The sequence below is a fragment of the Cellulomonas sp. P2_F12 genome, assembly GCF_056403775.1.
This window is the reverse complement of the sequence record NZ_JBFUEV010000003.1, coordinates 469,121-493,930: the sequence shown is the minus strand read 5'-3', so window position 1 is coordinate 493,930 and position 24,810 is coordinate 469,121. Positions and strand designations below refer to the sequence as shown.

Annotated in this window: 23 protein-coding genes; 2 read left to right on the top strand and 21 right to left on the bottom strand. The window is 73.6% G+C overall.

The features are described from left to right. Positions 1-11 precede the first annotated feature (11 nt). The 8 genes from AC1DWH_RS10395 to hisD all read right to left on the bottom strand — a co-directional run bounded on the left by AC1DWH_RS10395 (position 12) and on the right by hisD (position 10,027). On the bottom strand, positions 12-1,673 hold the full coding sequence (locus tag AC1DWH_RS10395) for a cellulase family glycosylhydrolase (protein ID WP_477093590.1): 1,662 nt from the start codon (positions 1,671-1,673) through the stop codon (positions 12-14). A 170-nt stretch (positions 1,674-1,843) separates the two neighbouring features. Further along, the gene (locus tag AC1DWH_RS10390; RefSeq protein ID WP_456846036.1) at positions 1,844-2,320 is read right to left on the bottom strand and encodes a hypothetical protein; all 477 of its coding nucleotides are present in this window, start codon (positions 2,318-2,320) and stop codon (positions 1,844-1,846) included. Further along, complete coding sequence (gene hisB, locus AC1DWH_RS10385; RefSeq protein WP_477093589.1) at positions 2,317-2,928, bottom strand: imidazoleglycerol-phosphate dehydratase HisB; 612 nt, start codon at positions 2,926-2,928, stop codon at positions 2,317-2,319. The genes AC1DWH_RS10390 and hisB overlap by 4 nt, the downstream gene beginning before the upstream one ends. Next, positions 2,925-4,040, bottom strand: coding sequence for a histidinol-phosphate transaminase (locus AC1DWH_RS10380; protein WP_477093588.1), 1,116 nt, complete (start codon positions 4,038-4,040; stop codon positions 2,925-2,927). Before AC1DWH_RS10380 ends, hisB begins: the two co-directional genes overlap by 4 nt. Before the next feature lie 9 nt (positions 4,041-4,049). Continuing rightward, the gene (locus AC1DWH_RS10375) at positions 4,050-5,045 is read right to left on the bottom strand and encodes an NAD-dependent epimerase/dehydratase family protein (protein WP_477093587.1); all 996 of its coding nucleotides are present in this window, start codon (positions 5,043-5,045) and stop codon (positions 4,050-4,052) included. Continuing rightward, the gene (locus tag AC1DWH_RS10370; protein ID WP_477093629.1) at positions 5,042-7,591 is read right to left on the bottom strand and encodes an alpha/beta fold hydrolase; all 2,550 of its coding nucleotides are present in this window, start codon (positions 7,589-7,591) and stop codon (positions 5,042-5,044) included. Before AC1DWH_RS10370 ends, AC1DWH_RS10375 begins: the two co-directional genes overlap by 4 nt. Beyond that, complete coding sequence (locus AC1DWH_RS10365; RefSeq protein ID WP_477093586.1) at positions 7,585-8,607, bottom strand: 3-oxoacyl-ACP synthase III; 1,023 nt, start codon at positions 8,605-8,607, stop codon at positions 7,585-7,587. Before AC1DWH_RS10365 ends, AC1DWH_RS10370 begins: the two co-directional genes overlap by 7 nt. A 97-nt stretch (positions 8,608-8,704) precedes the next feature. Next, positions 8,705-10,027, bottom strand: coding sequence for a histidinol dehydrogenase (gene hisD / locus AC1DWH_RS10360; RefSeq protein WP_477093585.1), 1,323 nt, complete (start codon positions 10,025-10,027; stop codon positions 8,705-8,707). 100 nt (positions 10,028-10,127) lie between these two features. Between hisD and AC1DWH_RS10355 the strand changes: the two genes are divergently transcribed. Together AC1DWH_RS10355 and AC1DWH_RS10350 are read left to right on the top strand one after the other, a co-directional pair. Beyond that, a complete protein-coding gene (locus AC1DWH_RS10355) occupies positions 10,128-10,346 on the top strand; it encodes an RNA-binding S4 domain-containing protein (protein WP_456847392.1) in 219 nt (72 codons plus the stop codon). A 19-nt stretch (positions 10,347-10,365) separates the two neighbouring features. After that, the gene (locus AC1DWH_RS10350; RefSeq protein WP_477093584.1) at positions 10,366-10,935 is read left to right on the top strand and encodes a peroxiredoxin; all 570 of its coding nucleotides are present in this window, start codon (positions 10,366-10,368) and stop codon (positions 10,933-10,935) included. Here AC1DWH_RS10350 and dnaE read toward each other — a convergent pair. The 13 genes from dnaE to murG form a co-directional block, all read right to left on the bottom strand. Continuing rightward, complete coding sequence (gene dnaE, locus AC1DWH_RS10345) at positions 10,916-14,455, bottom strand: DNA polymerase III subunit alpha (protein WP_477093583.1); 3,540 nt, start codon at positions 14,453-14,455, stop codon at positions 10,916-10,918. The two genes, AC1DWH_RS10350 and dnaE, sit on opposite strands and share 20 nt — an antisense overlap. An 83-nt stretch (positions 14,456-14,538) precedes the next feature. Then, the gene (locus tag AC1DWH_RS10340) at positions 14,539-15,024 is read right to left on the bottom strand and encodes a GNAT family N-acetyltransferase (protein ID WP_477093582.1); all 486 of its coding nucleotides are present in this window, start codon (positions 15,022-15,024) and stop codon (positions 14,539-14,541) included. Further along, positions 15,021-15,959: an RluA family pseudouridine synthase gene (locus AC1DWH_RS10335; protein WP_477093581.1), complete on the bottom strand. Its 939-nt coding sequence runs from the start codon at positions 15,957-15,959 to the stop codon at positions 15,021-15,023. Before AC1DWH_RS10335 ends, AC1DWH_RS10340 begins: the two co-directional genes overlap by 4 nt. Continuing rightward, on the bottom strand, positions 15,952-16,596 hold the full coding sequence (locus AC1DWH_RS10330; RefSeq protein WP_477093580.1) for a signal peptidase II: 645 nt from the start codon (positions 16,594-16,596) through the stop codon (positions 15,952-15,954). Before AC1DWH_RS10330 ends, AC1DWH_RS10335 begins: the two co-directional genes overlap by 8 nt. Before the next feature lie 20 nt (positions 16,597-16,616). Then, positions 16,617-17,078: a TraR/DksA family transcriptional regulator gene (locus AC1DWH_RS10325; RefSeq protein WP_456844387.1), complete on the bottom strand. Its 462-nt coding sequence runs from the start codon at positions 17,076-17,078 to the stop codon at positions 16,617-16,619. 165 nt (positions 17,079-17,243) lie between these two features. Then, positions 17,244-17,927: a DivIVA domain-containing protein gene (locus AC1DWH_RS10320; protein WP_477093579.1), complete on the bottom strand. Its 684-nt coding sequence runs from the start codon at positions 17,925-17,927 to the stop codon at positions 17,244-17,246. Positions 17,928-18,056: 129 nt separating this feature from the next. Then, complete coding sequence (locus AC1DWH_RS10315) at positions 18,057-18,341, bottom strand: YggT family protein (RefSeq protein ID WP_456844389.1); 285 nt, start codon at positions 18,339-18,341, stop codon at positions 18,057-18,059. 3 nt (positions 18,342-18,344) lie between these two features. After that, positions 18,345-18,836, bottom strand: coding sequence for a cell division protein SepF (locus AC1DWH_RS10310; RefSeq protein WP_456844390.1), 492 nt, complete (start codon positions 18,834-18,836; stop codon positions 18,345-18,347). 142 nt (positions 18,837-18,978) lie between these two features. Further along, the gene (gene pgeF / locus AC1DWH_RS10305; RefSeq protein WP_477093578.1) at positions 18,979-19,743 is read right to left on the bottom strand and encodes a peptidoglycan editing factor PgeF; all 765 of its coding nucleotides are present in this window, start codon (positions 19,741-19,743) and stop codon (positions 18,979-18,981) included. Positions 19,744-19,759: 16 nt separating this feature from the next. Next, positions 19,760-21,016, bottom strand: coding sequence for a cell division protein FtsZ (gene ftsZ / locus AC1DWH_RS10300; RefSeq protein WP_456844392.1), 1,257 nt, complete (start codon positions 21,014-21,016; stop codon positions 19,760-19,762). A gap of 199 nt (positions 21,017-21,215) precedes the next feature. Further along, positions 21,216-22,259 (bottom strand): cell division protein FtsQ/DivIB, encoded by a 1,044-nt coding sequence (locus tag AC1DWH_RS10295; protein ID WP_477093577.1) that lies wholly within the window; start codon positions 22,257-22,259, stop codon positions 21,216-21,218. Then, complete coding sequence (gene murC / locus AC1DWH_RS10290) at positions 22,256-23,695, bottom strand: UDP-N-acetylmuramate--L-alanine ligase (protein WP_477093576.1); 1,440 nt, start codon at positions 23,693-23,695, stop codon at positions 22,256-22,258. The genes AC1DWH_RS10295 and murC overlap by 4 nt, the downstream gene beginning before the upstream one ends. After that, positions 23,692-24,810, bottom strand: a complete 1,119-nt coding sequence (murG, locus tag AC1DWH_RS10285; RefSeq protein ID WP_477093575.1) for an undecaprenyldiphospho-muramoylpentapeptide beta-N-acetylglucosaminyltransferase — start codon at positions 24,808-24,810, stop codon at positions 23,692-23,694. The genes murC and murG overlap by 4 nt, the downstream gene beginning before the upstream one ends.

Below are 24,810 nucleotides of genomic sequence, written 5' to 3'. Positions count from 1 at the left end.
CGGGACACGGGTCAGGAGCACGAGGCCCCGTTGAGCGTGACGCCGCTGGGCGCCGGGGCGGACGTGCCGTTGGCGGTGAACCCGACGCTCGCGGTCGCACCTGGGGCGAGCGTGGCGTTGTAGCTGGGCGCCGTGACCGTGATCGTCGTGCCGCTCTGGGCGAAGGTGCCGTTCCAGCCGCTGCCGATGGTGACGCCGGCGGGGACCGTGAACGAGACCACCCACGGGCTGACTGTGGCGGTGCCGGTGTTCTTGGCCGTGATCGCCGCCTGGTAGCCGGTGGGCCACGAGTTCGAGATCGTCACGGTCGCGGTGCAGGAGCCCGCCGGGGGCGTCGTCGGAGTCGGAGTGGGGGTGGGGGTGGGAGTCGGCGTGGGGGTCGAGGTCGGCGTGCCCGTGGGGGTGGCCGTCGGCGTCGTCCCCGGCTTGACCGGCGGCACCAGGGCCGGCTGCAGGATCGACTGCTTGGCGGTGTTCACGGTGACCCAGTCGTCCTGCACGATCCCGCCGGTGTCGCCCGAGTCCGGGTTCCACGACCAGTAGGTGAAGGACATCCCGTTGGTGCGCATGTAGCTGACGAGCGTGGTCATCCACTGGACGTCCCGCGGGTCGCCCAGCGTGCTGCCGAACTCGCCCACCAGCACGGGCGCGATGTTCTGCGTGGAGAGGTAGCCCCAGTAGTAGTCCCAGACGGCCGGCAGGTTCGCGGGGAAGTCGGGGTGCTTGGTGGTGTCGAACCAGTCCTGGTGGTCGTACACGGAGATGCCGTAGTCGTGCGCGGAGTACACGAGCTTGTGGGCGACGTTCAGCCGCACCGGGTTCTTGCCCGCGCCCGACAGGTTGCCGCCCCACCAGCTGCACGCGTTCGGGTCGTCGGGGATCGAGTCCCACACGTTCGCGTTGCTGCCGTCCAGGCAGCTCACGCCCTCGACCAGCACCAGCCAGCTGGGGTTGGCCGCCTGCACGGCGTTGCCGATGCGCTCGGCGGCCAGCCGCCAGTCGCGCGCGGTGTCGCCGCAGCCCCAGCACGAGCCGGTGCCGTTCGGGTACGTGCCCTCGGCGTGGGGCTCGTTGAACAGGTCCGCGCCGACGACCGTCGTGTTGCCCGCGTAGCGCTTCGCCAGCAGCTGCCAGTCGGCGATCATGCTCGCCTCGGAGACCGTGGGCGTGTACCAGAGCGCCGTCTGGCCGGCGGAGGTCGGCCGGTGCCGGTCGAGGATCACGCGCATCCCGATCGACCCGGCGTAGTCGACCACCTTGTCCAGGATCTGCAGCGGCGAGAGGCCCACCAGGTCCGGGTTGGTGTTCGTGTTGACGCTGGTGGCGACGGCCCCGGGCTTCAACGCGTCCCCCGAGTAGGGCACCCGGACGGTGTTGTAGCCCAGCTGGGCCATGTGGTCGATCATCGAGCGCCACGTCACGTTCGCCCAGAGCCCGTGGAAGGTCTTGTTGTCCGTCTCCATCCCGAACCAGTTGATCCCGGTGAGGCGGACGGTCGCGCCGGTGGCGTCGACGATCTGGTTGCCCCTGGTGCTCAGGTAGCCGGTCCCGGTGCCGCTCGCCGCGGCGACCGCGCTGCTCTGCGTCGTCGCGACGACCGTGGTGACGGCCAGGGCGAGGACGGCGAGTGCGCCCAGCAGGCGGCCGAGCAGGCCGGCTCGTGTGCGTGTCATGAGTGCTCCACAGGAGTTGGAGGACTCCCCGCCCGCCGGTCACGGCGCGTCGCCTCGGCGTCGAGGCGAGCGGCAGGACGGGCGAGTCGTCCGGTGCCCGCCATGCAAGCACCGGCCGCGACGCTCCCGCGAGCGACGAAACGTTTCCGTTCTGTACCGCTACACGCGCGCTACTGGCGCTTGGTGATCGTCCGCATCGCCTGCCAGCGCGACATCCCGACGCTCGTGACGACGCCCTCGACGTCGGCCGCCCGCACCGAGCCCAGCAACAGGTCCTCCAGGACCGCGGGCGCATCGGACAGGACGAGCCCGGCGGGAAGCTTGTCGCCCCGCTCGCCCGACGTCCAGCGCGACGCCGTGATCTGGCCCTCGCGCCGCTCGAGCAGGATCACCGGCAGCGTGCGCAGCAGCTTCGAGATCGCGCCGGCGCCGTCGGCCGCCGCCCGCGGGTCCCGCAGGACGGCGATCGCGCCGATGTCGGTCGGCACGACGTCGACCTCGACCTTCGCGATCGCGCACGCCGCGGCCAGGGGCGCGGGCGCTGCGACCTGCGTGATCACGAGCACGACCGACGGCTCCTCCGCCGGGGTGTCCAGGGAGGAGAGGTCGTCCGGGACGACGAAGTCGTCGGGCAGCTCGTCGCTCACAGCGCGCCCTTCGTCGACGGGATCCCGTCCACCCGCGGGTCGAGCGCGACGGCGAAGCGCAGCGCCCGGGCGAGCGCCTTGAACTGAGCCTCCACGATGTGGTGCGGGTCGCGGCCGGCCAGCACGCGCACGTGGATGCTGAACGCGGCGTGGTGCGCGATCGACTCGAGCACGTGCCGGGTCAGCGACCCCGTGAAGTGGCCGCCGATGAGGTGGTACTCCTGGCCGGGAGGCTCGCCGGTGTGCACGAGGTACGGGCGGCCCGACACATCCACGACGGCCTGGGCGAGCGCCTCGTCGAGGGGGACGGTGGCGTCGCCGAACCGCGAGATCCCGCGCTTGTCGCCCAGGGCCTCGCGCAGCGCCTCGCCGAGGGTGATCGCGACGTCCTCCACCGTGTGGTGGGCGTCGATGTGCGTGTCGCCGGTCGCCTTGACCGTGAGGTCGATCAGCGAGTGCTTGCCCAGCGCGGTGAGCATGTGGTCGTAGAACGGCACGGTGGTGGAGATGTCGGTACGGCCGGTGCCGTCGAGGTCGAGCTCGACCACGACGCTCGACTCGCTGGTCGCGCGCTCGATGCGAGCCGTACGGGCCTTCGGAGCACTCACAGTGCAGCCACCTCCACCAGGGCGTCCCGGAACGCCGCCATGTCCTGCGGGGTGCCGACCGACACCCGCAGCCACCCGTCGGGTCCGACCTCACGGATGAGGACCCCACGGTCGAGCAGACCCTGCCAGATCGCGTGCCGGTCGTCGAACAGGCCGAACAGCACGAAGTTCGCGTCGGACTCGGCGACGCGCAGCCCGCGCTCCCGCAGCCAGACCACGAGGGCGTCGCGCTCGTCGCGCAGCGAGCCCACCTGGGCCATCAGGGCCGGCGCGTGCGCGAGGGCCGCGCGGGCCACCGCCTGCGTCACCGCCGACAGGTGGTACGGCAGCCGGACCACGCGCAGGGCGTCGACCAGCGCGGGTGCGGCGGCGAGGTAGCCCACGCGGGCGCCCGCCAGGCCGAAGGCCTTCGACATGGTCCGGCTCACCGCGAGGTGCGGGTGGCCGGCGAGCAGCTCGAGGGCCGACGGGGTGCCGGTACGGCGGAACTCGCCGTAGGCCTCGTCGACGACGACCACGCACCCGCCGGGCACCCCGGCCGCGGCGTCGAGGACCGCGAGCACGGTCTCGGCGGGCAGGGCGGTGCCGGTCGGGTTGTTCGGGCTGGCCAGCAGCACGACCGAGGGCGCGTGCTCGGCGATGGCGGCGCGGGCCACGTCGGGGTCGAGCCCGAAGTCCTCGTCGCGTCGACCGGCGACCCAGCCGGTGAACGTGTCCCGGGCGTACTCGGGGTACATCGAGTAGGTCGGCGCGAACGACAGCACCGTGCGACCCGGACCACCGAACGCCTGCAGGACGTGCAGCATGATCTCGTTCGACCCGTTGGCGGCCCAGACCTGCTCGGTGGCCAGCGTGACCCCGGACTCGACCCGCAGGTACTCCGCCAGGTCGGCGCGCAGGGCGTCGAAGTCGCGGTCGGGGTAGCGGTTCAGGCCCTCCGCGGCCCGGGCGACCGCCGCGGCGATGTCGGCGACCACGTCGGGCGCCGGCCCGTACGGGTTCTCGTTGACGTTGAGCAGGTGCGGGACGTCGAGCTGGGGAGCGCCGTAGGGCTCGAGGCCGACGAGGTCGGGGCGCAGCGGGAGGACGCCCCGGGAGAGTTCTGCAGTCACGTGCCGAGTCTAGGGAGCGTCGGCCGACGACTGCCGCGCCGTCCAGTCCGCCAGACGGGCCAGCCCCTCGTCGAGGCTCACCGAGGGCGTCCAGCCGAGGGCCTCGCGCGTGCGGCGCTGGTCGAACCAGTGGGCGGTCGAGAGCTGTTCCGCGACGAACCGGGTCAGCGGCGGCTCCCCGGGCAGGGGCAGCGCCCGCCAGGCGAGGTCCAGCACCGACCCCGCACCCCGGGCCACCGCCGCGGGGACGTGCCGCCTCGGCACCGGCACCCCGCAGGCCTCGCAGATGCCCACGAGCAGCTCCAGCACCGGCCGTGGCTCGCCGTTGGTGACGACGTACGGCTCCCCGTAGGCCGTCGCGTCGGCGTGCAGCGCGGCGACCAGGGCGTCCACCGCGTTGTCGACGTACGTGGTGTCGATGAGGGCCGCGCCCTGGCCGAGGACCGGCACCCGACCCGCGCGCGCCCGGTCCACGAGCCGCCCGACCAGCTGGGTGTCCCCCGGCCCCCACACCACGTGCGGCCGGACCACGATCACCGCCAGGCCGTCGGGGTCGTGCGCTGCGAGCGCGCTGAGCTCCGCCGTGGCCTTGGTCCGGGCATAGCTGCCGCGCGCGTGGTCGGGGTCGGCCGGGCCCGCGCCGGCGCCGGCCAGCGAGCGTCCCAGGTGGGCCACCGACGGCGACGACACGTGCACGAACCGACGGACCCCGGCTCGCGCCGACTCCTGGAGCAGGTGCCGCGTCCCGCCGACGTTGACGGCCTCGAACTCGGCGAGCGGCCCCAGGATCGACACCTTCGCGGCCAGGTGCACGACCGCGTCCCTGTCCACCAGCGCGTCGCGCACGACGGCGGGGTCCGTCACGGAGCCGGCGACGTCCTGCGCACCGGCGACCCCGGACGGTCTGCGCTGCAGCGTGCGGACGTCGTGCCCGTCCGCGACCAGCCGCTCGGCGACGGCCCGGCCGAGCATGCCGCTCGCGCCCGTGACCAGCACCCGCGTCACAGCCGTGCCCGCTCCCCCGACAGCACCCGCTGCGCCCAGGCGGCGACGCGGGTCCGGTCCACCTTGGAGTTGTGCCGGACGTCGGTGGGCAGCCGGTCGGTGACCAGCACCGCGGCCACGTCGACCCCGGTCAGCGCGTCGCGCACCGCCGCGGCGAGCGCGGGGTCCGCGACGACCCCGGTCCGGTCCTCGACCTGCGCGACGACCACGACCTGCTGCGCACCCCGCGGCCCGACCCCGACCGCGGCCGCCGCGGCCACGCCGGGCACGCGCTGGGCGCGCTGCTCCAGACCCACAGGCGTCCGGACTCCCGCGGCGGTGACCAGCACGTGCACCAGCCGCCCCTCGATCCACAGCCGTCCGTCGTCGTCGAGGTGTCCGACATCGCCGGTCCGGTGCCACCCCGCGTCCCGCCCGGACGCCTGCTCGGTGAGCCACAGCCCGTCGTACCGCGCCTTCGTGTGCGCCGCCGCGACCAGCACCTCGCCGGTGACCCCCGGCGCCCGGTCCGGCGTGCCCGAGGCCCGACCGTCAGCGTCGAGCGCGCTGATCGCGACGCGGACGCCGGGCACGGGACGACCGACGCAGACCCCGTCGCCCGACGGCAGCGCGCGCAGCTCGGTCAGCGACACGTCCGCGACGACCAGTGCCTCGGTCATGCCGTACGGCGTGTGCGCCTCGGCGCCGGGCATGAGCGCGGAGGTCGCCTCCAGCAGGTCGGCGCCGACCGGGGCACCGGCGGACAGGACGAGCCGAACGCCCCCGAGCGCGGCCGGCGTCGAGCCGTCGGCGGTGCGCACCACCGAGCGCAGCGCGGCGGGCGAGGCGAACACGACGGACGCGTCGATCGCCCCGACCGCTTCCGCGAGCGCCTGCGCGGTCAGCGTGCCCGGCGCGGTGACATCCATGTCCGGGCTCGCGCTGGTGGCTCCGAGCGCGGGGCCCAGGAGCACGAACGGGGCGAACGCCGCGACCAGCGGGCTCGTCGGCCCGACGCCGTACGTGCCGGCGACGACGTCGCGGATCGCCGCGAGCCGGCGGTGCGTGTACGCCACACCCTTGGCCGGCCCGGTGGAGCCCGAGGTGAACAGCACCGCGGCGTCCGCGTCGGCGTCCGGCCACGGGGGGGCCTCCGTGGACGCCCGCCCCAGCGCCGCGAGCTCGTCGAGGGAGGCGCTGACCCCGAGCGCCCGTCGCACGCCCGCGCGCAACGGTCCGGCGCTGACCAGCATGGGCGCCCAGCGCAGCCAGCGGGCCGCGACGAGCGCCCGCTCGATCCCGATCACGACGATAGGTTCGGCGGCCCGCACGGCCCGGGTCAGGCCGCGGACGCCGAGGCCGGCGTCGGCGACGACGACGACCGCGCCGAGCCGCAGGCACGCATAGAGCACCGACGTGAGGTCGACCCCGGGCGGCACCAGCAGCGCGACGCGGTCGCCCGGCCGCACGCCGCTCGCCGCGAGGCCGCGGGCGAGCTCGTCGGTGCGTGCCGCGAGGGCCGCCCAGCTCACGCGACGGGACCGCGGTCCGGCCAGCTCGACCAGCGCGGTCCCGTGGTCGTCCGAGCGCTCCGCGAGGGCGGCCCCCAGCGCCCGGAACGGCCCGGCCGACTCGTCGGGCCGCGTCGGGACCTGCTGGGCGTCGAGCCAGCGCAGCACTCCCCCCGCCACATCCTCGTCCTCGACGACCAGGTGCCCGGCGCCCTCGAAGCGGTGCACGTCGGCGTGCGGCAGCCGTTCGCGCAGGTCACGCAGGTACCGCGCGGAAAAGACCGGGTCGTGCGGACCCCACAGCAGCAGGGCCGGCACGTCGAGGTCGCGGATCCCGTCGGCGATCCGGTCCAGCTCGGCACGGCTCGGGTGGTCGGGCGTCGCCGGGATGTCCGCGACGAAACCACCGATGCCCGCGCGGCGGTCGGCCGTGCGGTACGGGGCGCGGAAGGCGTCCGCGACCGCCGGGTCGAGGCGCTGGTGCGCGAGGGCGAGGGTCGTCTCGAGGAAGGCCGGTGTCGTCACCGTCCCCACCGGGAGCACCCCCGGCGCCATCGCGACCCGGAGGGCGGCGGGCAGCGGGTCGTCGGCCGGCTGGTGCACCGCGGTGTTGGTGAGCACGATGCCCGCCAGCAGGTCCGGGTGGTCGAGCGCCCACCCCAGGCTGACCACGCCGCCCCAGTCGTGCCCGACCGTGACGACGGGACCGGTCAGGCCGAGGTGGTCGGTCAGTGCGCCCAGGTCGGCCACCCGGGCGGCCAGCCGGTGCTGCTCACCGGTCCGCTCGGAGAACCCCATCTCCAGCTGGTCGACGGCGATCACCCGCCAGGGGCGCTCGGTCCGTGCGCCCGCTGCGACCAGGCGCCGCCAGAGGAACGACCACGTCGGGTTGCCGTGCACGCACAGCAGCGTGCCGACCGGGTCGGCGGCCAGGGTCGGACCGTTGTCGAGCAGGTGCCACGTCCGCGACCCGACTCGCACCACCCGGGACCAGCGCGGATCGATCCCGCCGGCCTCGAGAACGTCGGCCGGGGGTGTCGACGCCTCCGTCACCAGACGATCTCGGCCATCGCCGTGTGCAGGCCCGAGCCGACGCCCATGCACAGCACCCGGTCCCCTGTGCGCAGCGAGTCGACCTGCTCCGCCAGGGTCATCGGCAGCGCCGCCGGGCCGACGTTGCCCCACCGCGGGAAGGTCGTCGGCACGCGTTCGGGGTCGAGCCCCAGCGCCTCGACGATCGAGCGGGTGTGCACCGACGAGACCTGGTGCGTGACGATCCGGTCGACGTCGGCCCAGTCCCACTCGGGCTGCGCCTCGTTCCACGCGTCGACGACGAGCTCCAGCCCGCCCGCCAGGAGCCCGCCCGGGTCCGTCCGCATCCCGTCGACGCCGCCGACGCACAGCTCGTGGTGCTGCGTCGCCGAGCGCGTCACGCCGCCGAGGAGGCGGTGGGCGCCCGGGTGCAGGTGGGCCGGACCGAGGACCGCCGCCGCGGCACCCGCCCCGAGCGTGAGCGTCGCGAACTCCTCGAGGAACGACTCCCGCGTCGTCTCCGGTGACGTCAGCCGCGCGATCGTCGCCTCCTGCGTCGGACGTGGGTCCTCGCCGTTGACGATCACCGCGTACGAGATCTGCCCGGCGTCGATCAGCTGCGCCGCCAGCGTCATCCCGTTGACGAAGCCGAGGCACGCGTTGGTCAGGTCGAAGTTGAGCGCGCTCGACGGCAGCGAGAGGTTGGAGTGGATACGCGACGCGACCGAGGGCTCCAGGAACGTCCGGGTCACCGAGGTGTTGATCAGCAGGCCGACGTTCCCGGCGTCGATCCCGGCCTCCGCCAGCGCCTTGGCGCCCGCGGCGGTGGCGGCGTCGTCGAAGGTCATCCCCTCGTCCCACCACCGGCGCTCGTGCACGCCCGCGACGCGGGACAGGAGGCCGCGGGGCAGCCGCAGCCGCTCCAGGGTGGGCGTGAGCTGCTCGTCGAACACCGTCGACGGGACGACGACCGGCGCCTCGATGCCGACGACGGCAAGGAGCGCGACATCGCGGTGGCGGAACGTCGCGTTGCCGGTCACAGGCTGTCCTCTCGACGGGGGCTGAGGTCGCGGGCTCGCGCGAGGACGCGGGCGCTGGGTGGGCGCGGTCCGCGCGGCGGTTCCGGTGCGAGATGCGTCAGAATCTGGCCTGCACCGCCTCGCCGTGGGCCGGGAGCCCCTCGGCGTCGGCGAGCGCGACGATCTTGTCCGCGACCGCGGCGAGCGCGTCGGCGTCGTACTCGATGACCTGCACGGCTCGCAGGAACGAGTGGACACCCAGCCCGCTGGTGAAGTGCGCGCAGCCGCCGGTGGGCAGCACGTGGTTCGAGCCCGCCATGTAGTCCCCGAGCGAGACCGGCGAGTACGCCCCGACGAAGATCGCGCCCGCGCTGGTCACCCGCTCGGCGAGCGCCGCGGCGTCGACCGTCTGGATCTCGAGGTGCTCGGCGCCGTAGGCGTTGACCACGTCGAGCCCGCGCTCGAGGTCGTCGACCAGCACGATCGCGGACTGCTTGCCCCCGAGCGCCGTCGTGACGCGACCGCGGTGCATGGTGCTGTCGACCCGGTCGACCAGCTTCGCCTCCACCGCCCCGGCCAGCTCGACCGACGGCGTCACCAGGACCGCGGCGGCGAGCGGGTCGTGCTCCGCCTGCGAGACCAGGTCGGCGGCCACGTGCGTGGCGTCCGCCGTGCCGTCGGCCAGGATCGCGATCTCGGTGGGACCGGCCTCGGCGTCGATACCGACGATCCCCCGGACCAGCCGCTTGGCCGCCGCGACGTACACGTTGCCCGGGCCGGTGACCACGTCGACCGGCTCGCAGAGCGTCTCACCGTCCACCTCGTCGCTGCCGGACGCGCCGTAGGCGAACATCGCGATCGCCTGCGCACCGCCGACCGCGTAGACCTCGTCCACGCCGAGCAGCGCGCACGTGGCCAGCACGACCGGGTCGGGCAGCCCGTCGTCGTTCTTCTGGGGCGGCGACGCCACCGCGAGCGACCCGACGCCTGCGGCCTGGGCCGCGACCACGTTCATGACCACCGACGACGGGTACACCGCCAGCCCGCCCGGCACGTACAGGCCGACGCGGCGGACCGGGACCCAGCGCTGACGGACCTGAGCGCCGGGCGCCAGCTGGACCGTGAAGTCCGCCGGCCGCTGGGCGGCGTGCACCTCGCGCACGCGCGCGATGGTCTCCTCCAGCGCGGACCGCACCTGCGGGTCGAGCACGCCGACGGACGCGGCGATCACGTCCGCAGGCACGCGCAGGTGCACCGGGCGCACGCCGTCGAACCGCTCGGCGAGGTCCCGCAGCTCGGCGGCACCGCGCTTGCGCACGTCCGCCAGGATCGGCGCGACGACCTCCGCGGCGTGCTCGACGTCGACCTCGGCACGGGGCAGCTCGTCGAGCAGCTCACGGCGCGTGAGGGTGCGACCGCGCAGGTCGATGCGGGTGATCACGTTCCTGAGCATAGGACGCACATCCGACCAGGGCCTGAGCAGGACCACCCTGCGGGCGTGCGCTGCACCACACCGGCCGCGTCGAGGGCAGACTGCTCCCATGAGCCTCGTACCCATCGCCGACGACTCGATCCGCCTCGGCCAGTTCCTCAAGCTCGCCGACCTCGCCGACTCCGGGGCGCACGCGCGCGAGCTGCTCGAGGACGGCGCCGTCACGGTGAACGGTGAGGACGAGGCGCGCCGCGGCCGCCAGCTGGTCCGCGGCGACGTCGTCGAGGTGGACCTGCCGACGGGCTACAAGGAAGCGACCGTCGGCTGACGTCGAGGGCGCTGGATCCATGGACCTCACGCGGCTCCCGGACGACCTGCCCGCGCCCGCCGACGACGGCGGCGCCGACCACCTCACCGGGACGCCGTTGCCATCGGTCGTCCTCGTCGCCACCGACGGCACGCGCGTCACGCTGGACGAGCTCGGTCCGGGCCGCAGCGTCGTGTACGCGTACCCGATGACCGGCGGCGGCCCGGGCGTCGAGCTGCCGGCCGACTGGGACAGCATCCCCGGCGCTCGCGGCTGCACGGCCGAGGCCTGCGCGTTCCGGGACCACCACGCCGAGCTGCTCGCCGCCGGCGCGTCCGCGGTGTTCGGGCTCTCCACGCAGGACACCGACTACCAGCGCGAGGCCGTCGAGCGCCTGCACCTGCCGTTCCCGATGCTCAGCGACGAGAACCTCGCACTGACGACCGCCCTGCGCCTGCCGACTTTCGAGGCGGGCGGACGGACGCTCCTGCGTCGCCTGACGATGGTCGTGCGCGACGGCGTCGTCGAGAAGACCTTCTACCCGGTGTTCCCGCCCGACGGGCACGCCGCCGAGGTGCTCGCGTGGCTGGTCAGGACGCCAGGCAGCTAGGCCCGAGCAGCGCCTTGAGGTCACCGAAGAGGGAGGGCGACCGCGCGACGCGCAGCCCGTGGTCGAGCCGCATCACGGTGGCCCGGCCCGGGCTGGTGAGCCGCAGGTGCACCTCGGTGACGCCGGGGTGGGTGGACAGCACCTCGCGCAGCCGCTCGACCACCGGTGGCGTGCACCGCGAGACGGCCATCGACACCACGACGGGCGCGTCGGCGGCCTGCGACACGTCCGGCAGCGAGACCTCCATGGCCTGCAGCTGCATGGTGTCGTCGCGGCGACGCACCCGGCCGCGGATCACCACGACGGCGTCCTCGGTCAGTGCCGTGGAGTAGGCCAGGTAGGTCTCGCCGAAGAACATGATCTCGACCGAGGCCTCCATGTCCTCGATGGTGACCGCGGCCCACGGGTTGCCCTGCTTCGACATCTTGCGCTGCAGCGACGTGATGAGCCCCGCGACGACGACGGTCGAGCCGTCCGGCCGCTGCTCGTCACCCAGGAGGGTCGCGATCGACACGTCCGCCGCGGCCGCGAGCACGTGCTCGAGCCCCGACAGCGGGTGGTCCGACACGTACAGGCCGAGCATCTCCCGCTCGAAAGCCAGCCGCTGCTTCTTGTCCCAGTCGGGCAGGTCCGGCACGACGACCGAGAAGCCCTGCGGCCCGTCGTCGCCGCCCATGAGGTCCGCGAAGAGGTCGAACTGCCCCTCGGCCTCCTTGCGCTTGACGCCGATGACCGAGTCCACCGCCTGCTCGTGCACGAGCAGCAGCGCGCGCCGCGCGTGCCCGAGGGAGTCGAACGCGCCGGCCTTGATGAGCGACTCGATGGTCCGCTTGTTGCAGACGACCGCGGGCACCTTGTCGAGGAAGTCGGTGAAGGACGTGAACTCGCCCTTCTCCTCCCGCGCCCGCACGACCGCGTCGACCACGTTGGAACCGACGTTGCGGACCGCGGTCAGGCCGAACCGGATGTCCTTGCCCACGGCCGTGAAGTTGGCCGACGACGAGTTCACGTCGGGGGGCAGCACCGTGATCCCCATGTGCCGCGCCTCGCCCAGGTACAGCGCGGACTTGTCCTTGTCGTCGCGCACGCTGGTGAGCAGCGCGGCCATGTACTCGGTCGAGTAGTTGGCCTTGAGGTAGGCGGTCCAGTACGAGATGACCCCGTACGCCGCGGAGTGCGCCTTGTTGAACGCGTAGTCGGAGAACGGCAGCAGGATGTCCCAGAGCGTCTGCACCGCGCCCATCGAGAAGCCGCGCTCGACCATGCCGGCCGAGAAGCCCTCGAACTGCTTGTCCAGCTCCGACTTCTTCTTCTTGCCCATCGCGCGGCGCAGGATGTCGGCCTGGCCCAGCGAGTACCCGGCGACGCGCTGGGCGATCGCCATGACCTGCTCCTGGTAGACGATCAGCCCGTACGTCGTGCCGAGGATCTCCGCGAGCGGCTCCTCGAGCTCCGGGTGGATCGGGGTGACGGGCTGGACGCCCGTCTTGCGCAGCGCGTAGTTGGTGTGCGAGTTGGCGCCCATCGGGCCCGGTCGGTAGAGCGCGCCGACCGCCGAGATGTCCTCGAAGTTGTCGGGGCGCATGAGCCGCAGCAGGGACCGCATGCCGCCGCCGTCCAGCTGGAACACGCCCAGGGTGTCGCCGCGGCCCAGCAGCTCGTACGTGGCCCGGTCGTCCAGCTCGAGGCCCTCGAGGACCACCGGCTCCTTGCCGTTCATGACGATGTTCTCGAGCGCGTCGTCGAGGATCGTCAGGTTGCGCAGCCCGAGGAAGTCCATCTTGATGAGGCCGAGGCCCTCGGACGTCGGGTAGTCGAACTGCGTGATGACCGCGCCGTCCTGCGGGCGCCGCATGATCGGGATGATGTCGATCAGCGGGTCGCTCGACATGATGACGCCGGCCGCGTGCACGCCCCACTGGCGCTTCAGCCCCTCGATGCCCTTGGCCAGCTCGACCACGCGCTGCGCCTCGGGGTCCGCCGCGTGGACCTGACGGAACTCCTCGGCCTCGTTGTACCGCTTGTCCGCCGGGTCGAAGATGCCCGTGAGCGAGATGTCCTTGCCCATGATGGCGGGCGGCATCGCCTTGGTGAGCTTCTCCCCCATCGCGAACGGCATGCCGAGCAGCCGTGCGGAGTCCTTGAGGGCCTGCTTGGCCTTGATCGTGCCGTACGTGACGATCTGCGCGACGCGGTCCTCGCCGTACTTGTCCGTCACGTACCGGATGACCTCGCCGCGCCGACGCTCGTCGAAGTCGACGTCGAAGTCGGGCATGGAGACGCGGTCCGGGTTGAGGAACCGCTCGAAGATCAGGCCGTGCTGCAGCGGGTCGAGGTCGGTGATGCGCATGGCGTACGCCGCCATCGAGCCGGCGCCGGACCCACGACCGGGTCCGACCCGGATGCCGTTGTTCTTGGCCCAGTTGATGAAGTCGGCGACCACGAGGAAGTACCCCGGGAAGCCCATGCCCGTGATGACCTCGGTCTCGAACTCGGCCTGCTTGCGCACGGCGTCCGGGATGCCGTCCGGGTAGCGCACGTGCAGGCCGGTCTCGACCTCCTTGACGAACCAGCTGGTCTCGTCCTCCCCGGCGGGGACCGGGTAGTTCGGCATGTAGTTGGCCGAGGTGTTGAACGTGACCTCGCACTGCTCCGCGACGAGCAACGTGTTGTCGCAGGCCTCGGGGTGCTCGGCCCAGATCTGCCGCATCTCCTGCGCGGACTTCACGTAGTAGCCGTCGCCGTCGAACTTGAAACGGTCCGGGTCCGCGAGCGTCGAGCCCGAGTTGATGGCCAGCAGCGCGTCCTGCGACGCGCGGTCCTCCTGCTTCACGTAGTGCAGGTCGTTGGTGGCCAGCAGCGGGGCGCCGATGGTCTCCGAGAGCCGCAGCAGGTCCTTGATGACGCGGGTCTCGATGTCGAGCCCGTGGTCCATCAGCTCGACGTAGAAGTACTCCTTGCCGAAGATGTCCTGCAGCTCCCCGGCGACGCGGACGGCCTCGTCCCACTGGCCGAGGCGCAGGCGCGTCTGGATCTCCCCGGACGGGCAGCCGCTGGTCGCGATGAGGCCCTTGCCGTACCGCTGGAGCAGGTCGCGGTCCATGCGCGGCCACTTGCCCATCTGCCCCTCGAGCGAGGCCAGCGACGACGCGCGCATGAGGTTGTGCAGGCCCTCGTTGTTCCGCGCCAGCAGCGTCATGTGCGTGTAGGCGCCGCGCGCCGAGACGTCGTCCTGCTCCTGGCCCTGCTGGCCGAACCGCACGCGGGTCTGGTCGAACCGGCTGGTACCGGGCGTGACGTACGCCTCGATCCCGATGATCGGCTTGATCCCAGCGGACGTCGCCTTGGACCAGAAGTCGAAGGCGCCGAAGAGGTAGCCGTGGTCGGTGGTCGCGATGGCCGTCTGACCGACCCTCTCGACCTCGGCGAAGAGGTCACCGAGCCGGGCCGCGCCGTCGAGCATCGAGTACTCGGTGTGCACGTGGAGGTGGACGAAGTCGGTACCCCCAGCTGATGCCATGCGGGCGATCCTACGTCCCGTCACCGACACTCCTCAGCGCCTCGCGGACTGTGTCGGCGGGCGCACGGCGTGTCGCGGCGCGCCTACGCCGGAGCCGTGACGACCTTCACCGCGTCGCGGTGCCAGATGGCCTCGTCGAGGTACCGCTCGGGCCGCGCGACGTACCCCAGCCGGGCGTAGAACCCGAGCGCCTGCTCCTGCGCGCTGAGCTCGACGGACACCGTCCGCGCACCGTCCGACGCGACCCCGTAGCGGTCCAGCGCGGCGGCCTCGAGAGCGGTCATGAGCACGGCTCCGACCCCACGACCTCGCGCCGCCGCGCTCACCGCGACGCGCCCGATGTGGGCAGGCTCACCGGCGTGGTGCGGCGGCAGCAGCCGCGCGGTGCCGAGCGCCGTCCCGTCGTCGTCGTCGAGCGCGAGGACGTGCAGGGTCGCCGGGTCGTCGTCGAGCGCGTCCATCTCCCGCTCGGCGGCGACGTTCTGCTCCTGCACGAACACGGCCATGCGGATCGCCGTCATCGCGGCGCGCTGCCCGGGCGTCTCGACCCGGACGACGCGCACGCTCACGCGTACCCGTCCTGCAGCACCGCCAGCGAGCGGGCCAGGTCCTCGGGGTACTCGCTGGTCAGCTCGAGCCACTCGCCCGTGCTCGGGTGGTGGAACCCGAGCCGCATCGCGTGCAGCCACTGCCGCGTCAGCCCCACGCGCGCCGCGAGCGTCGGGTCCGCGCCGTACGTCAGGTCGCCGACGCACGGGTGCCGCGTCGCCGAGAAGTGCACGCGGATCTGGTGCGTCCGGCCCGTCTCGAGGTGCACCTCGACCAGCGACGCCGCCGGCAGCATCTCGAGCACCTCGTAGTGCGTGATCGACGGCTTCCCGTCCGCCACCACGGCGAACTTCCAGTCCGAGCTGGGGTGCCGGCCGATCGGGGCGTCGATGGTGCCCGTCGTCGGCTCCGGGTGGCCCTGCACCAGCGCGTGGTAGACCTTCTCGACCGTGCGCTCCTTGAACGCCCGCTTGAGCACCGTGTAGGCGTGCTCGCTCTTCGCGACGACCATCAACCCCGACGTCCCCGCGTCGAGCCGGTGCACGATCCCCTGCCGCTCGGCCGCGCCGGAGGTGGAGATGCGGTAGCCGACGGCCATGAGCGCGCCGACGACGGTCGGGCCGGTCCAGCCGGGCGACGGGTGCGCCGCGACACCGACGGGCTTGTCGATGACGACCAGGTCGTCGTCGTCGTAGACGATGCGCATGCCGGGCACGGGCTCCGCGATGATCTCGACGCTCGACGCCGGTGCCACGTCGGGGATCTCGACCTCGAGCCAGCCGCCCGCGGACAGGCGGTCGGACTTGCCCAGCTCCTTGCCGTCCAGGTGCACCCCGCCGGCCTCGGCGATCTCCGCGGCGCGGGTGCGCGAGAGGCCCAGCAGCCGGGACAGCGCCGCGTCCACCCGCTCACCGACCAGGCCGTCGGGCACGGGCATCGCCCGCGTGTCAGGCATTCTGCTCGGTCTGCCCGGTCGGCGCGGTGCTCTCGGACCCGGCCTCGGCGTCCGTCGCGGACCCGGCCTCGACGGCGGGCTCGTCGTCGGCCTCGTCCCGGCCATGGCCGTCGCGGGTCCCGTCGATGTGCACACCCGTCGCCGCGAGGAACACCACCATCACGGCGGCGACCACGATCGCGATGTCCGCCACGTTGCCCACGAACCAGTGCGCGTACGCGATGAAGTCGACCACGTGCCCGCGGGCCGGCCCCGGCTCACGGATCCAGCGGTCCACCAGGTTGCCCAGGGCCCCGCCCAGCAGCAGGCCGAGCGCGATCGCCCAGGCCCGCGAGCCGATCCGGCGGCTCGCCCGCACGACGACGACGATCACGACCGTCGCGACGATGGTCAGCAGCCACGTCATCCCCGTGGCGATCGACAGCGCGGCGCCGGGGTTGAACACGAGCTGGAGCCCGAGGAGGTCACCGACCAGCTGGCGCCGGTGGCCGTCCGCGAGGGCGTCCAGCGCCCACGCCTTCGACACCTGGTCGAGGACCAGGACGACGGCAGCGATCGAGAACAGCGCGATCAGCAGGCCGCGTCGACGTGGATGGACCGAGGGCGCGTCGAGACTGTCGTCCGTGGTGGTGGGCACCGCAGGAGTCTACGTGCGCGTCAGCGGCGCTCTTCGCGCTGCTTGCACTCCACGCAGAGGGTGGCCCGGGGGAACGCCTGGAGGCGTGCCTTGCCGATGGCCTTGCCGCAGGACTCGCAGGTCGCGAACGTCCCCGTCGAGATCCGGCTCAGGGCGCGGGTGGTCTGCGCGAGCAGGTCGCGCGTGTTGTTCACCAGCGTGAGCTCCTGCTCACGCTCGAGGGCCGACGAACCCGAGTCGGCCTGGTCGTCGCCGGCGCCGTCCCCCGAGTTGCGCAGCAGATCGGAGAGCTCGGCATCGGCTGCCGCCAGCTCGCCGGTGAGTCGGTCGATGTCGCTGGTGAGCTCCTCCGCCACGTCCTTGACCTCGCGGGCGGTCCACGGCTTCTCGCCGTCGCGCACCGGGAACGTCTTGACGAGCTTCGCGAGCTCCTTGGTGTCCGTGCTGATGTCGACCGTGCTCAGCGCGTCGTTGATGGCCACGAGCGGGCCCCCCTGTCCTCGAAGTCACGTGACTGTATGCGTGCGCAGGCAGGGACACAACACGCCACGCCGGGTGAAACCCGGCGTGGCGTGTGGTGGACGGACGACCTGACCTGTGGTGATGCAGGACGTGCCGGTCCGGCGGGTGGTCGCCGGACGGGTGTGTCAGAGGCCCTGGCCGTCCCCGACCGGCTGCGGCTGGCCCGAGCGGGGCGGCAGAGCGTTGCCCCGGTTGTCGAGGTCGCCGAGCAGGTTCTCGAGGTAGCTCTTCAGGCGGGTGCGGTAGTCGCGCTCGAAGACCCGCAGCTCGTCGATCTTGCGCTCGAGGAGCGACCGCTCCTGCTCGAGCTGGCCGAGCGTGCGCTGCGACGTCTCCTCGGCCTCGCGGACGATGCGGTTGGCCTGGCTCTTCGCCTCGCCCACCAGACGGTCGGACTCCTCCTGGCCGCTGCGCACGTAGTCGTCGTGCAGCTTCTGGGCCAGGGCGAGCATCCCGGTGGCCGACTCGGGCTCGCTCGCCCGGGGGGCGGGCTGCACCGGCGCGACGACCGCGGCCGGCGCGGGCACCGGGGCGGCGACGACGGGTGCGGGAGCCGGGACGGGCTCGGGCGTGGGCTCGGGCTTCGCGGCCGGGGCGGCCTGCTGGGCACCGGCCCGGCTGAGCTCGGCGATGCGGCGCTCGGCCGCGGCGAGCTTCGTCTTCAGGTCGTCGTTCTCACCCTGCACCTCGCGCAGGGTGTTGACGACCTCGTCCAGGAAGTCGTCGACCTCGTCCTGGTCGTAGCCCTCGCGGAACTTCGTGGCCTGGAACTTCTTGTTCAAGACCTCGTCTGCAGTCAGCAGAGCCATCGTCATCACCTCAGTCGGTAGTGCTCGGTCGGGCCGGCGGCAGTCCACCGACCGCCTCGGGCCACGGTAGCGGAGAATGGGGGGAGCGCACGCCCCTGCGACACGCCCACGGACGGGTGGTTCGTCGGCTCAGAACGAGCTGAGCACGGACATCAGGACGGAACACCCCAGGACGAGCACCAGGAACGCGAGATCGAGCCGCACGTTCCCGATGCCCACGGGCGGCAGGATCCGGCGCAACGCCTTCAGCGGCGGGTCGGTCACCGTGTACGTCCCCTCGGCGATCAGCAGGGCGATCCCCGAGGGTTTCCACTCGCGCGCGAAGAACTGCACCCAGTCGAGGACCAGGCGCACGAGCAGGAGCAGGAAGAAGATCAGGACGACGTAGAACAGCAGTGCGGCGACGAGGTGCACGCGTCAGCTCTGGTTGTAGAAGCCCGCGCGCGTCGGCGGCTCGGCCGCAGGACCCGAGGGCTCGCCAGCCACCTCGACGTGCGCCGGCGAGAGCAGGAACACCTTGCTGGTGACGCGCTCGATCGCGCCGTGCAGGCCGAAGATGAGACCGGCCGAGAAGTCGACCAGGCGCTTCGCGTCGGCGTCGTCCATGTCCGTCAGGTTCATGATCACCGGGGTGCCCTCGCGGAACGCCTCGCCGATCTTGCGCGCGTCGTTGTACGAGCGCGGGTGGATGGTGGTGATGCGGCGCAGCTCACCGGCGACGGACGCCTGCGGCGCGGCCTGGGTGGGCAGCGTCGTGCGCGTCGGCCGGTGCAGCGGCGTGACCTGGGCCTCGTACTCCTGCGGCACCGCGACCTCCTGGTCGTCGAACTCCTCGAGGTACTCCTCGTGCTCCGACCGGTCGTCGGCCAGGCCGAGGTACAGCATCGTCTTGCGCAGCGCTCCGGCCATCGCCTTGGCTCCCTCCCCGGATCTCTCCGGACCACCCCGGAGCCCCACGCCGCCAGTGCGACGACGGTGGGCTCCCTCTGCCGGTCACGCTAGCAACGGGCGCGAACGACGCAGGGTGCGACACGCCCGACAACCTCGGCATTCACCATCGGTCCCCCGGCGCGGGCCGGACGACGCCGGCGAACCGACCCGTCCGCTGCGCACGACGGTACGAGAAGAGCGCCGGGTCCTGCCAGGTGTCCCGCGCGTGGCTGACGACGTGCACGACGCCCGCCCGGCCCAGCACCGCGACCACCCCGGCCGGCAGGTCCAGGGCCGGCGTTCCCCACGCCGTCGTCGCCACGGTCTCCGGCACGGCCGCGACGACCTCGTCCTGGAGCTCGACGGGCACCTCGTACGACTCGCCCGCGATCGCGGGGCCGACGGCCGCGCGGATCCGGCCCGCGTCGGCACCGTGCTCGACCATCGCCGCCACGGCCGCCTCGACCACCCCGGCGACCAGGCCGCGCCGGCCCGCGTGCACCGCGGCGACGACCCCCGCCTCGCCGTCGGCCAGCAGCACCGGGACGCAGTCCGCGACGAGCACGGCGACGGCGACGGCCGGGGAGGTCGACACGATCGCGTCCGCCTCACCGACGGACACCGCGCCGGAACTCGGGGGCGCCGAGAGCACGAGCACGCCGGCGCCGTGCACCTGCGTGACGTAGGCGACGGGTGCGCCCGCCCACCGGTCGAGACGCGCCCGGTTCCGGTCCACGTCCGCGGGCTCGTCACCCACGGCGTAGGACAGGTTCAGCGCGTCGTACGGCGGGCGGCTGACGCCGCCGCCGCGGGTGCTGAAACCGGCACGGACGGCTGCGCCGAGATCGACCTCCACGACGGGCGGGAGGTCGGTCCCGGACTGCATGCCGGCCACGGTCCGGCTACTTGAGGAAGTCCGGGACGTCGAGCTCGTCGCGGTCGCGGCGCGGGGCGTCCTCGGTGAAGATCCGCGGCACCTCGAGCGCTCCCGTGATCGGCGTCGGCTCGGCCTCCGTGGACAGGAAGGCCGGGACGTCGGGCTGGGCCGGGGACGCGGCGCGGTTCTGCGCGTACGAGCCGACCGGGACCAGCTGCTCCTCCGGGTCGAGCACCGGGCGCGGCGTGGGCACCTGGGCGGCCGCGGGGGCGACCTGGCGCGCCGAGTTGCCGCTGACCTGGCCGAGCGCCCGCGCGTCGCGGCGCACCGTCGGCGAGCCCGAGTCGAAGCCGGCGGCGATGACCGTCACGCGGACCTCGTCGCCCAGCGCGTCGTCGATGACCGCACCGAAGATGATGTTCGCCTCAGGGTGCGCGGCCTCCTGCACGAGCCGCGCCGCCTCGTTGATCTCGAAGAGCCCGAGGTCCGAGCCGCCCTGGATCGAGAGCAGCACGCCGTGCGCGCCGTCGATCGACGCCTCGAGCAGCGGGGACGAGATCGCCATCTCGGCGGCCTGCACCGCGCGGTCGTCGCCCCGGGCGAAGCCGATGCCCATGAGGGCCGAGCCGGCGCCCTGCATGACCGACTTCACGTCGGCGAAGTCGAGGTTGATCAGGCCCGGCGTGGTGATGAGGTCCGTGATGCCCTGGACACCCGAGAGCAGCACCTGGTCGGCCGAGTGGAACGCGTCGAGCACGGAGACCGAGCGGTCGGAGATCTGCAGCAGCCGGTCGTTCGGGATGACGATGAGCGTGTCGACCTCGGCCCGCAGCGCCTCGATCCCCGTGTCCGCCTGGACGGACCGGCGACGGCCCTCGAAGGTGAACGGCCGCGTGACCACACCGATGGTCAGCGCGCCGAGCGAGCGGGCGATCCGCGCGACGACCGGCGCGCCGCCGGTGCCGGTGCCGCCGCCCTCGCCCGCGGTGACGAAGACCATGTCCGCGCCCCGCAGGACGTCCTCGATCTCGTCCTTGTGGTCCTCGGCCGCCTTCTTGCCCACCTCGGGGTCCGCGCCGGCGCCGAGGCCACGCGTCAGCTCACGGCCGACGTCGAGCTTCACGTCGGCGTCCGACATGAGAAGGGCCTGGGCGTCCGTGTTGACGGCGATGAACTCGACACCCTTGAGGCCGACCTCGATCATGCGGTTCACGGCGTTGACGCCGCCGCCGCCGATGCCGACGACCTTGATGACCGCCAGGTAGTTCTGCGGAGCTGCCACGGTGGGTGCCTCTCGTTCTGTGCCGGTCGCGGCCCTGGGCCACGGGGTCCGGCCACGATGTTCCGGGCCGGCTGTGAAACCTTCACCCTCTACTTGAGGGTTATAGTTATGTCAGGTGCGTTGTCAGTGCGTGACGCTAGGTGTCACCCGGACGGTGTTCAACGACCGCGCCGCGCGTGTCGGGAGTTGACCCCGAAACTCACCTGGTGATCGGCAGCCGGGGCGCCGACACGTCGATGACGGTCGAGCCGGCGGCCGCGGGCGAGGCGCGCAGGGCCGAGAGGACCGCGATCTTCAGCGGGGTCTCGTGCGCGCTCCCCCAGTCGACCTCGACGTTGTCGCGCAGCGTCATGGTCACGGTGTCCTGCGTGTGCGCGGAGACCGCTCCGACCTGCGCGAGCAGGTCCGCCGGCAGCTGCTCGAGCACGCTCAGCACGGCGTTGAGGGTGCGCTTGTCGCCCACGGGCACGTCGACGACCGGCAGCCCCGCGGGCGCCGCGTCGACCCGACCGACCTGCACGCCGTCCATGTCGAGCAGCGCGAACCCCGGCGCGGGGTGCGCGGCGTCCCCGGACGCCTCCGGCACCGCGGCGACGGGCTCTCGCGCGACGAGCACGACGAGCAGGCCGTGCGGCCATGCACGCGTCACCCGCGCCTCCCGGACCCCGGGCACGTCGAGCACCTCGTCGCGCAGGCGGACGGTGTCCAGGCGCGGCAGCGGCGTGGCGGCGTGGGTGTCGACCACCCCGAGCACCTGGTCGACCGCGACGACGGTCCCCGCGCCCTCGACCACCACCTGGGCCGGCTCCAGCGCCAGCACCGGCGAGATGAACAGCAGCCACCCGAGGGCCGCCACGGCCGCGACCGAGCCGGCGACCAGCACGACCTGCCGCCGGGCGAGGTTGCGTCGGGCGCGGGCGCGCTCGGCGAACCGGGCGACCGAGCTGGTGGAGACGACGGGGGGCGCGACCGGGCCGGCGTAGCGGCGGGCTCCCCCGGCGCTGTAGGTGGTCACCGAGCGACCGAACGTCTCGGCGGTCGGCGCCTTCGGTGTCGCCTTCGTCGGGACCGTGGCCGGACGCGCTGCGCTCGGCTGCGTGGTGCCCGACTGCGCGGTCGGCGGCTTGGCGGGCGACTTCTTCGCGGTCGTCGGCGTGGCCGCCGGTCGGGGCGCGGGAGGTCGCGGAGCGGGCGGTCGTCCCGGCGCGGGATCCCGCGGCGCCGTCGGACGGGACGGGCTCACGCGCCCGCTCCATGGTCACCGGCACGCTCAGCACGCATGGCGAGCTCGTCGAGCACCACGGACGCCAGCTGGGTCACGTCCCCCGCGCCCACCGTGAGCAGCAGGTCGCCCGGGCGGGCGGCGGCCGCGACCGCACGGGCGGCGTCGAGCCTGTCGGCGACGAACGTCGCCCTGCCGGGGGTCGGCACCCGGTCGACGATCAGCGCGCCCGTCACCGACGGGTCCGGGTCCTCCCGGGCGGCGTACACGTCGCTCACCACGACCACGTCGGCCAGGTCGAGGGCGGCGCCGAACTCGGCGGCGAACGTGCGGGTGCGCGAGTAGAGGTGGGGCTGGAACAGCACGAGGACGTGCCCGTCGCCCGCCACGGAGCGCGCGGCGCGGAGCACGGCCGCGACCTCGGTCGGGTGGTGGGCGTAGTCGTCGACCACCCGCACGCCGTCGGCGCTGCCCCGGTCCTCGAACCGGCGGCCGGTGCCGCGGAACTCGCCGAGACCCGCGGCCGCGTCGTCGACGCCGAGCGCCCGCACCGCGGCCCACGCGGCGGCGGCGTTCAGCGCGTTGTGCGCACCGGGGACGGCCAGGCGGACCGTCGTCGCGAGGTCGCCAGCGCGCAGCTCGAAGGCCCACCGGTCACCGTCGGCGACCAGGTCGCCCACCCGGACGTCCGCGTCGGGCGAGGTGCCGTAGGTGACCACGGCGACGTCCTGCGCCGCGAGGTCGTCCCGCACGTGCTCGACCAGCCGCACGGCCCCCGCGTCGTCCGCGCAGGCCACGAGCGTGCCGCCGGTCCGGATCCGGCCGGCGAACGCGACGAACGCGTCCTCGAACGCCTCCGCCGAGCCGTAGTGGTCGAGGTGGTCGGGCTCGACGTTGGTGACGACCGCGACGAGCGGCGCGTAGGCGAGGAACGAACCGTCGGACTCGTCGGCCTCCGCGACGAACGCCGCCCCCGCCCCGGCCCGACCGCCGCCGAGCGGGCCGTCTGCGGAGAAGACGGTGCCGCCGATCGCGAAGGACGGGTCCGCGCCCGCGTGCAGCAGGACGGTCGCCACCATCGCCGACGTGGTGGTCTTGCCGTGCGCGCCGGCGACCGCCACCGCGTCCCGGTCGACCATGAGCGCCGCGAGGGCCTCGGAGCGGTGCAGCACCCGCAGGCCCCGGTCGCGCGCGCGGGCGAGCTCGGGGTTGGACTCCCGGACCGCCGACGAGACGACGACCGCGTCGACGCCGTCGACCAGCCCGGCGTCATGACCCACGTGCACGTCCACGCCGGCCGCCCGCAGCGCCGGCAGCGCCGGACCGTCCGCGGCATCGGACCCGCTGACCACCAGCCCGCGGGCGGCGAGCAGCGTGGCGATCGCGGACATGCCAGCGCCGCCGACACCGATGAGGTGCACGCGGCCGAGGTCGGCGGGGCGCAGCACGGACGTCACGGGAGCTCCGCCTCGATCAGCCGGGCCACGCGCGCCGCGGCGTCGCGGACGCCGACGCTCGCCGCCGCCCGGCCCATGCGCTCGCGCGTCTCGGCCGCCGCGTCCCCGACCAGCAGGACCGGCAGGTGCGCGCGGATCCAGGCGGGGTCGAGGTCGGCGTCGTCCACCAGGAGGCCGCCGCCCGCCGCGACCACGGAGGCGGCGTTGAGCCGCTGCTCGCCGTTGCCGACGGGCAGGGGCACGTAGATCGCGGGGATGCCGAGTGCCGCCTGCTCGCACACCGTGCCGGCACCGGAGCGCCCGAGGACCACGTCCGCCACGGCCAGCGCGAGGTGCATCTCGGTCAGGTACTCGCGCACGTGGTAGCGCTCGGCCCCGGGCACGCCGTCGAGGGCTGCGTGGACCGCGTCGGCCTTGCCGGCGCCCGTCAGGTGCAGGACCTGGACGCCGGCGGCGAGCAGGTCCGCGGCCGCGCCGGCCACGGCCGTGTTCACGCTGACCGCGCCGAGCGAGCCGCCGGTGACCAGCAGCGTCGGCAGCGCGGGGTCGAGCCCCAGCTCGGCCGCAGCGGCGGCCCGGGTGCCCACCGGGTCGGCCGCGAGCTGCTGCACCAACCGGGCGACGGGCGCACGCAGCGGGAGGCCGGTGACCTGCCCGCCGCGCAGCGCGGTGCCCGGGAACGTCACGGCGACCGACTTCGCCCAGCGGGCGCCGAGCCGGTTGGCCAGGCCAGGGCGCGCGTTCTGCTCGTGGATGACGACGGGGACGCCCCGGCGGCGGGCCGCGAGGTACGCGGGCGTCGCCACGTACCCGCCGAAGCCCACCACGACCTGCGCGCCCGACTCGTCGATCGCCACCCCGGCGGCACGGACCGCGTCGCGCAGCCGCCACGGCAGGCGGAACCAGTCGAGGGTCGGTCGGCGCGGCAGCGGGACGCGCGGCACCACCGCGAGCGGCAGCCCGTGCTCGGGCACCAGGCGCGCCTCCAGGCCCTGGGTGGTGCCCAGGACCGTCAGGCGGGCGTTCGGGTGCCGCCGCAGGAGCTCGTCGGCGACCGCGAGCAGGGGGTTGACGTGGCCCGCGGTGCCACCGCCGGCAAGGAGCACGGCGGGCAC